Source organism: Effusibacillus consociatus, assembly GCF_042652925.1.
Lineage (GTDB): Bacteria > Bacillota > Bacilli > Tumebacillales > Effusibacillaceae > Effusibacillus > Effusibacillus consociatus.
The window spans coordinates 93276-103354 of sequence record NZ_JBHSHC010000099.1; the positions used below are offsets into that span (position 1 = coordinate 93276).

The 10079-nt window shown below is 44.9% G+C and carries 12 protein-coding genes and 1 other RNA gene; all 13 read left to right on the plus strand.

Annotation, left to right across the window (positions count from 1 at the left end; all coding sequences use genetic code 11):
• Positions 1 to 61: 61 nt before the first annotated feature.
• The 13 genes from ACFO8Q_RS13485 to ACFO8Q_RS13545 all read left to right on the plus strand — a co-directional run bounded on the left by ACFO8Q_RS13485 (position 62) and on the right by ACFO8Q_RS13545 (position 9709).
• Entirely contained in the window at positions 62 to 1324 is a 1263-nt protein-coding gene (locus ACFO8Q_RS13485) for a tetratricopeptide repeat protein (RefSeq protein ID WP_380026332.1), read from the plus strand.
• A gap of 14 nt (positions 1325 to 1338) precedes the next feature.
• Positions 1339 to 1524 (plus strand): hypothetical protein, encoded by a 186-nt coding sequence (locus tag ACFO8Q_RS13490; RefSeq protein ID WP_380026333.1) that lies wholly within the window; start codon positions 1339 to 1341, stop codon positions 1522 to 1524.
• A gap of 139 nt (positions 1525 to 1663) precedes the next feature.
• Positions 1664 to 2137: an SsrA-binding protein SmpB gene (gene smpB, locus ACFO8Q_RS13495; protein WP_380026334.1), complete on the plus strand. Its 474-nt coding sequence runs from the start codon at positions 1664 to 1666 to the stop codon at positions 2135 to 2137.
• A gap of 187 nt (positions 2138 to 2324) precedes the next feature.
• Positions 2325 to 2686: a transfer-messenger RNA gene (gene ssrA, locus ACFO8Q_RS13500) on the plus strand.
• 183 nt (positions 2687 to 2869) lie between these two features.
• Positions 2870 to 3127, plus strand: coding sequence for a hypothetical protein (locus ACFO8Q_RS13505; protein ID WP_380026335.1), 258 nt, complete (start codon positions 2870 to 2872; stop codon positions 3125 to 3127).
• Positions 3114 to 3647, plus strand: coding sequence for a Fic/DOC family protein (locus ACFO8Q_RS13510; protein ID WP_380026336.1), 534 nt, complete (start codon positions 3114 to 3116; stop codon positions 3645 to 3647). Before ACFO8Q_RS13505 ends, ACFO8Q_RS13510 begins: the two co-directional genes overlap by 14 nt.
• Positions 3648 to 3933: 286 nt before the next feature.
• Complete coding sequence (locus ACFO8Q_RS13515; RefSeq protein ID WP_380026337.1) at positions 3934 to 4074, plus strand: hypothetical protein; 141 nt, start codon at positions 3934 to 3936, stop codon at positions 4072 to 4074.
• A 140-nt stretch (positions 4075 to 4214) separates the two neighbouring features.
• Positions 4215 to 4634 carry a MerR family transcriptional regulator gene (locus ACFO8Q_RS13520; protein WP_380026338.1) on the plus strand — a complete coding sequence of 140 codons (420 nt, stop codon included), beginning with the start codon at positions 4215 to 4217 and terminating at the stop codon, positions 4632 to 4634.
• Positions 4635 to 4690: 56 nt separating this feature from the next.
• Positions 4691 to 6034: a hemolysin family protein gene (locus ACFO8Q_RS13525; protein ID WP_380026339.1), complete on the plus strand. Its 1344-nt coding sequence runs from the start codon at positions 4691 to 4693 to the stop codon at positions 6032 to 6034.
• Positions 6035 to 6182: 148 nt separating this feature from the next.
• Positions 6183 to 7247 carry a TolB-like translocation protein gene (locus tag ACFO8Q_RS13530; protein WP_380026340.1) on the plus strand — a complete coding sequence of 355 codons (1065 nt, stop codon included), beginning with the start codon at positions 6183 to 6185 and terminating at the stop codon, positions 7245 to 7247.
• 310 nt (positions 7248 to 7557) lie between these two features.
• On the plus strand, positions 7558 to 8010 hold the full coding sequence (locus ACFO8Q_RS13535; protein WP_380026341.1) for a cupin domain-containing protein: 453 nt from the start codon (positions 7558 to 7560) through the stop codon (positions 8008 to 8010).
• Between the two features lie 130 nt (positions 8011 to 8140).
• Positions 8141 to 9226: a tetraprenyl-beta-curcumene synthase family protein gene (locus tag ACFO8Q_RS13540; protein WP_380026342.1), complete on the plus strand. Its 1086-nt coding sequence runs from the start codon at positions 8141 to 8143 to the stop codon at positions 9224 to 9226.
• 63 nt (positions 9227 to 9289) lie between these two features.
• Complete coding sequence (locus tag ACFO8Q_RS13545; RefSeq protein WP_380026343.1) at positions 9290 to 9709, plus strand: acyl-CoA thioesterase; 420 nt, start codon at positions 9290 to 9292, stop codon at positions 9707 to 9709.
• Positions 9710 to 10079: the final 370 nt, after the last annotated feature.

A 10079-nucleotide genomic window follows, 5' to 3' on the forward strand; every position in this document is an offset into this window, starting at 1 on the left:
AATTTCGTCTGTTATGATAGTTTAACTTATATAGAGATTGAGTCCAAATGGGGGGCAGAGAATGATTTCGCTCGGAGACAAGATACAAAGGCTTCGTGTATGGAGAGGCATTACACAGACAGAATTGGCCTCAGGTTTGGTTACACCAAGCATGATTTCACAAATAGAGGGCAATAAAGCGAACCCCTCAACAGAACTGCTTTTGCAAATCATTGAACGGCTTGGAGTTTCTGTTGAGACCTTTCTGAAGGACGTTTATCTGGATTTGGGCGGCAGAGCTCTGTACCGGTTCGCTGTGGATCTCATGGAGTTTCAGCAATATGGGGCTGCTCTCAAGTTTCTCAAACAGTTGGAGGAGCGTCCGAATGTGGTGGAACCACATGAACTGGAGTATCAGGTCGCCATTTGTTTGCAGAACACCGGCAAAGTCCAGGAAGCTATTGAGAAGTTGGACGAGGTCTTAAATGCGGTTCAGGTAGGGGACGATCGGGAATTTGTCGCAAAAGTGTACTATCAGTTAGGCGACGCTTACTATAAACTGCACAATCTGAGTCTCGCGGTATTTTACGGACAAAAAGCGGACCTCGTATTAGAAGATCTGCCGGAAGCGGAACGTTTTCTGAAAGCAAGGGTCAAGAATCTGCTTGGTGTGGCCAATTCCCGTTTCGGACAATATGAAAAGAGCGTCAAGTACCATCAAGCCGCTTACGAGTATTACCTGCCGGATCATTTGTCACGGGCTGCCACAATGCTGATGAACCTCGGGATCGAATATAAGAACCTTGGAGATTATGAGAAATCAAAGGATTATTATGAGAAATCTCTAGAAATGTTCAGCAAGCTGCCTGTGGAAAAAAATAGTATTGCTGCCAAGTATAACTATGGGGTATTATTAGGAGTGACAGCCAAGTATGAATTGGCACTTAAAATGCTCGAAGAGTGTTTAGCTGAGTACCAGGAGCATAAATATAGAGAAATGCTGCCTGGTGTCTACAGCGAAATGGCTCAAATCGAAGTGCATCGAGGCAATCTGGACAAAGCCGCCGAATATGCCCAAAAAGGCATTGAGAGCTGTGACGAAGAACATCATTCACGAGCGTATTTGTATAAGGTGATGGCGCAAATCAGCTATCAAAAGAAAAATTACGAAGAGGCCATCGTGTTTCTGGAGCGATCGATCCCCATTTACCACAAATACTCCCGGATTGCCGACTTGGTGAAGGTACTGCCAATGCTCAGCAAGTGCTATCAAGAACTTGGCGATGTCGAGAAAGCTATGTCCACCATGGAAAGATCCAAGGTGTACATGAAAAATCTTTTGTAAAAGAGGGGATTGCTATGAAAAAGATTTGGCTGGCTCTGTTTGTATTGACGACTCTTGCTTTTGGAACTGCGGCATTGACAGTAGCGACCGACGAGCATGGGTATTCACCTGTTGCAACTGACGAACATGGCTACATGCTTGCAACCGATGAGCACGGTTATATTCTCGCAACTGATGAACACGGTTATAGCGTTGCCTAAGGTTTCGAACTACGATAACAGTTTGACCCCACCGCTTTGGTGGGTTTTTTGTTCAACGGCGAATCTCAGCCGACAGTTGACTGAGCTGTCCCGGACTTGTTATAGTATAGTTTGCTACTGCACAAGGAGGTGGACTTGCATGGCGAAAAAAGACGAAGGGCCGAAAGCATTGGCGCAAAATAAAAAAGCATCGCACGATTATTTTATTGAAGACACCTATGAAGCGGGAATTGTGCTGACCGGAACCGAGATTAAGTCGATTCGTCAGGGTAAGGCCAACCTGCAGGACAGTTTCGCACGGATCTCCAACGGAGAGGCATGGCTGATTAACATGCATGTGTCACCCTTTGAACAGGGCAACCGATTCAATGTCGATCCTACACGCAGCCGCAAGCTCCTTTTACACAAAGGAGAAATTATGAAGCTGTTGGGGCAAACTAAAGAAAGAGGGTATTCCCTGATTCCGCTGAAGCTTTATGTGAAAAATGGTTTCTGCAAAGTATTGCTGGGTCTTGCCAAAGGGAAGAAGCACTATGACAAGCGGGAATCGGAAGCGAAACGGGATGCTCAGCGGGAAATGCAAAGAGCGCTCCGCGAACGGCAGAAATACTAAGCAAGTCAGTCACAATCTGCCATCGATTTGAGACCGATTTTATGGTATGCTAAGAGTTGCTGGATCAAATTCTGTTTGATTTTTTCGGGTTCACATGAGTACTCGGATCCTGTTGCATTTACGGGGTCCCCGCAAAGTACTCGGTGTTTCTGCAACGCTTCACGTCACTTTGTGGGGTGTTTCATTTGGGGGCGTTTTTGGATTCGACGGGGATTGTTCGAGCATGAGTAGCGGGTCGTGGGGCTGCGGACACGTTAAAAACGCGGGCGTAAATATAAACGCAAACAAAAACAACAACCTCGCTTACGCTGCTTAATTGCAGCTAGCCGTTCTATCCTCTATCGCCGGTGTAGAGGCTAGGACGTCATCTTAGCCGGATAGTCTGGACGCATCGGTCTGTGTGCGCCAGGTGAAATTCAGCAGACTAGCCTCACACCAGCCTGTCCCTCGGCGGGTGTGAGGCGAAACTTCAAGTAGAGCGGACTGCACCCGGAGAAGCTTATGTAGCGAGGTCTTCGGACAGGGGTTCGATTCCCCTCGCCTCCACCAACCAAAAACCACCAAAGAAGCCAACTTTCGAAGATGAAGTTGGCTTCTTTGGTGGTTTCATCGTTTTATACTACAATATAGGGGATAGTGTATGTAAAAATGCTTCCTTATGTGTATAAGCTTCCTTATGTGTATAATAAAATAAGAGGGGTCGGTTTACTTTGGATAGGATGAGGTGCTTTCATGCCTAAATTTCTCAAAGTTCAATTGTACAATGAACACTTGAACCAAACGAGAAGGTTTATTCGTGTGCGTGTAAATAAATATTCTGAAAAACAACTTCGGGATGCTTTTCGAAATGCAAAAGCATCGTTACAAATTGAGGGATTTACATTTTCTCCTGAAGAGGAACATTTCTTGTTAGAGAAATCTAGAGGTAAAATATCCCAGTCTGAATTCTTGAAAAGAGCTAAGGAATTTGCAATGAATGTACCAGAGTAAACAGTCAAGATATTGTTATCCGGAAACCGATGTTTTAATTAATAAAGCTAACTTAAGAGAACTGGATCAACTTGAACGGTTTGAAAAGTACGCTACCACTGCAAGGCTCCATCAACTTAATCTGAAACCGATTAATGGTAATTTTGATTTCAAACATTTGTCTAAAATTCACTGGTTTATATTCCAAGACGTATACCCTTTTGCTGGGAAGGTTAGAGACGAAGACATTTCAAAAGGCAATTTCAGATTTGCTTTACCACAATATATTTACTCAGAGGCAGATCGTATTATTGGCGAACTGAAGCAGGACAATTACTTAAAAGGTTTATCATTGGTGAAACACGTTGAACGACTGGCGTATTATATGGCAGAGTTGAATGTTCTCCATCCGTTTCGAGAAGGTAACGGAAGAACCCTAACGAGAATTTATTCGGTGTTTAGCACTTTTATCTGGGCACGTTTTGGACTGGAGTCAAGTGGATCCAAAAAATATACTGAATGCGACCATTCGTTCCGCTAGTGATCATAAGGAGTTAATTCCTGTTCTTGAAATGTCCATCATAGAACGGAAATAGTAGTAAAATATAAGTCAAGAATTCAACCTAATGCCAACTCCCGAAAAGGGGGGCGGTTTTTTTTTATTGGGGCTTGCTGAATATTGAATTTCTTTTTGATCAGAAAAAACCGGGAGGAAGTCAATTAAAATACTTATTGTCTTCCGTACATGAGATGGCCGAAAAAAATTTCCACATCTCGTCCAATGGGAAAGAGAAACGGCTGCAGCCACGGAAGAAGTAACCGCTACGGTGGATGAGTTGAATCTGACAGCAGGCCGCTTGACTGGCCGGGCCAAAGCGCTGCAAGAACTTTTGAAGAAAATGGAGTTAAGGTTGAGAATTGAGAAGACTGCAATAACGCGCTTTCACGAGAAAAGCCCCCATGGGTAAAACTGTGGGGGCTACAATGGTCTCCAGACCCAAATTTCGGTTTAAGGACCCGAATATATGACACCATCACGTTTGACTGTACATTTTTAAAATTCTACAATGAATTTAAGTTCAATCGAGAGGATGAATCAAATGGGAAATTGTATCGAATAGGAGAACTGGCGGCAGCTGCCAACTTGTCGAAACGAACAATTGATTACTACACTCAGCTCGGGTTGCTCACTTTTGAACGGACGGAATCAAGCTATCGATATTACCCGGAAGAAGCGCTGCAACAGTTAAAGCTGATTGAATTATACAAGAAGGAAAAACTGTCGCTGGAGGAAATTCGCGAGAGACTAAGAGTTCTCCACGGAGAAAGTATTCCGGCTGAGGACTTTTCCGAAAAAATGCACGAAATATGCGAACAACTCCACAAGTTGGAGGATCGTCTGCTGGAACTAAAACCGCTGTTGTCGAAATTGAACGAACATCAGTTACGGGTCCTCACTAAACAGATGTCGGTTCAGTGTACTTCTTTGGCGCACACTCTGCACATCCTTTTTGGCGAGAACCGTTAATTTAAAAACACACAAATAATCAGGAGGTGGAGTCCCTCGCTAGAAGGGACGAATAATTGGACGATCCGGGTTCTACGTTGTTGAACTTGTTCTTGGTGCTGTTTCTCGTTTTCTTGAATGGTTTCTTCGTCGCAGCGGAGTTTGCGATGGTGAAAATTCGCTCCAGCCGATTGACGCAGCTGGTTGAGGAAGGAAATCGCAGAGCGAAAGTGGCACAGAAAATTACAGGCAATTTGGACGCGTATCTTTCCGCCTGCCAACTTGGGATCACCCTCGCATCTTTGGGGCTTGGTTGGATTGGTGAACCGGCGATTGCTCGCTTGATTGAAAAACCCCTTACGGCGTTTGGTGTCCCTGGGATAGCCATTCACACTATCGCGTTTGTGGTTGCGTTCGCCGTTATTACGTTCCTTCACATTGTATTGGGTGAACTCGCTCCGAAGTCTCTTGCGATTCAGCGTGCTGAAGGAACCGTATTAAATATCGCTCGTCCTCTAATCTGGTTCCACAAGCTGATGTATCCGTTTATCTGGATGTTAAACGGGACGGCTAATACCCTGCTCAAGTGGATGGGGATCGAACCGGCAAAAGAAGGGGAACTTGCTCACACCGAAGAAGAGATTCGGATTCTGATGAACCAAAGCCATAGAAGCGGCTTAATCGACAACACGGAAATGGCTTTGTTTGACAACATATTCGAATTCTCCGATCGAATCGCGAGGGAAATCATGGTTCCGCGAGTCGATATGGCGACGATCGATATTGACGACACACGCGATGAGATACTGCGTAAAATCCAACAAGAGCACCATACCCGCTATCCGGTTTCGCAGGGGGACAAGGACCACATTATCGGATTTGTTCATATCAAAGACCTGTATTTGCAACTAAATCGGAATGAAGGTTTCTCCTTAAAGAAAATTTTGCGGAACATTATTATGGTATCCGAAGCGGCCGAAATCAGTTCGGTCTTGAAACAAATGCAGAAAAACCGGATGCAAATCGCAGTCGTTTTGGACGAATACGGTGGAACTGCGGGTCTTATCACCATGGAAGATATTATCGAAGAACTTGTTGGAGATATTCGGGATGAATTTGACAGTGAAGAACTTCCTGAGGTTCAAAAAACAGTGGATGGGTACTCCGTGGAAGGCCGCGTTCTTCTTGAAGAAGTCAACGATTTGTTAGGGACGGAAATCGACGATGTCGACGTTGATACATTGGGCGGGTGGATGTACTCCGTTCTATCCAAAAAACCTGAAAAAGGAGATACGGTAAAAAAAGACGGTTTCCTGTTTGAGATCGAAGAAGTCAATGAGAACCGAATTGAAAGAATTCGGATTCAGCGATTGCCCGAAGAACAATTCGAATTGCCGGTGAAAATCGAAGAAGCTCATTAAACCTGTTAAAAATAGACTTGAGAGTCCGGGCGTGTTTGCCCGGACTTTTATTTGCCGTAAGCGTACAGATCTTTGGTTTTAGGCAGGGAATTAAAAGATAAACATCGAATTGTAAGGATAACAATATTTTACAGTTCGGAGGCCCTGGATGAAAAGAAAAATAACGGCTCTGATTCCCCTGGTGACACTTGCGTTGGTTCGGATCACTGTACCGATCCTGCGCTTTCAAGAAGCGGAAAAAGCTGAAAAGTCGGTTCGCAATTTCTTTGAGCATCTGATCAAAGAAGAATATGAAAAAGCTTTTGAATACGTTGGGTATTTTGACACCTATTTCGACGTGGAGCCAACAATGTCACGGGAAGAAGCGAAAGAGACATGGGTGAATCGAGTCAAGAGGCTTAAGGAGAAAGGCTTCTATGTCAAGTCGTTGGAAGAAGTTTCTGTTCGGAAGAAAGACGGACATCCTAGGGGGACGGTCACGTTTAGAGTGGCAGAAAACGGAATTGAAAAAGCATTCTGGCGGGGCATCAATTTTGATCAGAGATGGTTGAAATGGAAAATTGTAAACTTCGTTCCCGGAGAGCCTCATTTAACTTTGCTCGACGGGGCGTTGAGCGGAAGAATGAGAAACAAAGAAACTGACGAGCGGACGGCAGCGTTTGAAGTCAACGCGTACGAATTCATGAATCCCCGGGATCAGAGAAAATTGTCCACGGGTGAAAGAATTGTCACGACTCCGGATTTTTCCAACGTGTACTTACACGCTCCCGACGGAAAGCAGCGGCCTTTATTTGAGCAGGCCGATTATGAAGCATTCAGAAAGAAAGTTCTCGAACAAAGTAAAGGTACTTTTCCCGAGTTATATTGGGCTGAAGGTGCGCGCCCTGTTGCCCACGAAAAAATCGCATTTGCCTCAAACCGAGCAACAGCCCTTTCAAATGGAAAATTCGACATCTACCTGATCAAGGCGGACGGCTCGGAAGAAAACATGCTGATTAATAGCTCTCAGCACGGGAATCTTCGCCTTGTAGATACATTGAACCATCGAATATTTGCGGCAGCCACCGAAAAAAACACCCTGCTGGTCGCCGACATCTTCATGCCCGAGACCAAGGAATTTTTGATTTCCGGCATACCTGATGCGGTTTCCAAGGACGGATACCATGTCCTGTTCCGGAAAGTCAAAGAGAAGCGGCTGGAAAACGAGCTTTGAATGTTGGATCTGCACACCGGCGAAGAAATCAGAATCGGTCCCAAGCCAGAAGACTACTTTTTTGATTCAAGTAAGAATTAGGGCCATCGTGTTAATGTAATCAAAGTGACCTCTCCCTGCGAGTATGAAGCCAAATCGCTTTGTCGCGATTGGAAAAATTTGTTGACAAAGGGACTTATGGCGAAGTATATTGTTCATGAATGAGACCGATCGGTCCGTAATAGTCGGGTGATAAATGGTCGAGGGGAATTCAGGAAATTTTTTTAAGGTAAAAAGAGACTGATCGGTCCAAAAACAGGAGGGGTGACTTATGGCGGAAATCACCAAAACGGAAGGCCACAACTACACCGCGGTTGAAACTGGCAGATTGGAAAACTGGGATCAACATGTAATTGAAATGAGTGGGGGCCGGAAAGCCCGCGGAAAGCTTTTTCTAAAGGAGGTCCTCGCTCTTAACGGAATGGAAGTATCATTGAACAAGCTTCCGGCGGGTGCGGCGGTTCCCTTTTATCATCAGCATAGGGAGAATGAAGAACTGTATATTTTCATAAAAGGTACAGGGCAATTTCAGGTGGACGGACAGGTTCTTGAAGTTCAGGAGGGTACCGTGATTCGGGTTGTTCCGAAAGGTATCAGGACGTGGCGCAATAATTCAACGGAGGATCTCTATTATATTGTGATCCAAGCTGCTGAAAACAGTCTCAATGCATGGACGCGTACGGATGGGGTTATATCGGATCAGCCCGTGGTATGGCCGGAATAACACACTTTGATCGATTCTGCTAGTTATAAAGCATAAAGTTTGTTGGAAACGGCAGACTTATGCTTATTTTTTTTGTTATGATAAGGAGAATAAGGCATTGCGACAGAGGGGGGAAGGGGAAGCCCATCGGATGAATACTTGGACCTTCTTATATAGAACGTATCGATATGTGCTGCCAGAAGTGCATCAACAATTGAACTATTGGCATGAAAATGCGCTGGCGATTCCGGATAGCGAACTTCGTCAGCAAGCATTAGCCAGTATTCGGGATAAAACCTTCCATTGTGAAGGGGGCTGTGTTTATGCTGCAGCCGATTTTGCTGCTCGGCATATTTTGATTCCGTTGGTTGTAGCGTTTCAAACCATCAGCGATTATTTGGATAATCTGTGTGACCGAAGCAGTTCATTTGATCCGGAAGACTTTCGCAGTCTGCATGAATCGATGTTGGATGCCGTTTCGTTAACACGACCGGTGCATGATTATTATCGGGTACGCAGGTTGAATGGTGAGCCAAGCGAAGACGGTGGATACTTGGAAAAATTGGTCCGCACCTGCCGGGAACACGTCAAGATGCTGCCGGGCTATCCGATCGTTGAAGAACAGGTTTTGATCTGGGTGGGATTATACTGTGATTTGCAGGTACATAAGCACGTGAGTCCGGATGAGCGGGAAGCTCTGCTGTTGAACTGGTGGAAACAGCATGAAGTAAAGTATCCGGAACTGTTTTGGAATGAATTTGCGGCAGCAACCGGTTCGACTTTAGGAGTTTTTTCTCTGTTTTTGGCCGCTTGTCAGCCTTCTTGCTCGGAGCAGCAGGTCAAACAAACTGCGGGGGCCTATTTTCCGTGGATCAGTGCCATACATATTTTGCTCGATTATTTGATTGATTTGGAAGAAGACGCAATTGGTGGCGATCTCAATTTTATTTCCTATTACAGCGATCCTCAAGAAATCGTATCCAGACTGAAGTGGATTGCAAACCGGGCAAGACGAGAGGCAGAACAGCTTGTTCCCCTTTCTCCGGTTCACTTGATGGCGGTTGATGGATTGCTTGGTTTTTATTTGTCTGACGGAAAAGTAAAAAGACAACCACTGGTATCAAAGGTCTCAAAAACTCTGTTGCAACCGTCTCCGTGGAGAATTTGGCTGTTTTATCTTTACAGTAAATGGTACCGTGGTGACAAAGTTCAAATTCAGGCTCCTCCGAACCGTTAGCTTTAAATTTCGATAGGCGGCAGCGGTCGGGGAATGTTAGGTAACAAATTGGGAGGGATATGAATGTTTTTGCGAGAGATTCTTGTTCGTTTCAATGATTGTGATGGATTGGGGCACGTCAATAACGGAACATATTTTACATACATGGAAGACGGCCGGACAGATATTTTTCGTTTATTTAATCCTACGTTGGATCTGCATTCCTGGAATTTGATTGTGGCTTCGACACGCTGTGATTTTCTGCAGCAAGTCGCCTATGGGGAAAAACTGACCGTATTCACATGGATAAGCCGTTTGGGAAACTCCAGCTTTACTGTGGAGCACGCCATCCAAAACGAAGCAGGAGCTTGGGTTGCCAGAGGACAGGCCACGATGATTGCCTATAATTATGAACAGGAAAAATCAGTTTCCTTATGGCCGGAGGTTCGGCAGGCACTGTCCGCTCACATGGAACATCCTGCAGAAGCACCGGAATTGCGCTAGATCACATCAAGGCACTCTTCTACTTAAATTAGTATGTTCCTCGCGGCGTTACAAAATGCATAACGAAAACAAAAGAAAAATAAAGTATGGCGATTTGCTTGTATGGTCAGTGAGCGACAAATGGTTTTTTGTTCTGGTTTGTTCAAAGTATACTATTGAAATGATTGCAGCCAACATGATAAGATAGCTCTTGTCGCCGCGCGAGAGCGGTAACGAAAAATAAAAAGATCTAAAGAACATCGCCATGTTGGGCGGCGTAATCTGGATCAGAAACAACAATCGTTCTTTGCATCGAGGGTGCAAGTAACGCTAAGGTTTTTGGAACAGGAAACCCCGCTAAGAGCGTTGACGTCCATGTCAAGTCGAATAG

Coding starts and splice junctions, on each gene's coding strand:
- ACFO8Q_RS13530 (WP_380026340.1), top strand. CDS start 6,183: ATGAAAAGAAAAATAACGGCTCTGATTCCCCTGGTGACACTTGCGTTG.
- ACFO8Q_RS13505 (WP_380026335.1), top strand. CDS start 2,870: ATGCCTAAATTTCTCAAAGTTCAATTGTACAATGAACACTTGAACCAA.
- ACFO8Q_RS13545 (WP_380026343.1), top strand. CDS start 9,290: ATGTTTTTGCGAGAGATTCTTGTTCGTTTCAATGATTGTGATGGATTG.
- smpB (WP_380026334.1), top strand. CDS start 1,664: ATGGCGAAAAAAGACGAAGGGCCGAAAGCATTGGCGCAAAATAAAAAA.
- ACFO8Q_RS13490 (WP_380026333.1), top strand. CDS start 1,339: ATGAAAAAGATTTGGCTGGCTCTGTTTGTATTGACGACTCTTGCTTTT.
- ACFO8Q_RS13535 (WP_380026341.1), top strand. CDS start 7,558: ATGGCGGAAATCACCAAAACGGAAGGCCACAACTACACCGCGGTTGAA.
- ACFO8Q_RS13510 (WP_380026336.1), top strand. CDS start 3,114: ATGTACCAGAGTAAACAGTCAAGATATTGTTATCCGGAAACCGATGTT.
- ACFO8Q_RS13485 (WP_380026332.1), top strand. CDS start 62: ATGATTTCGCTCGGAGACAAGATACAAAGGCTTCGTGTATGGAGAGGC.
- ACFO8Q_RS13540 (WP_380026342.1), top strand. CDS start 8,141: ATGAATACTTGGACCTTCTTATATAGAACGTATCGATATGTGCTGCCA.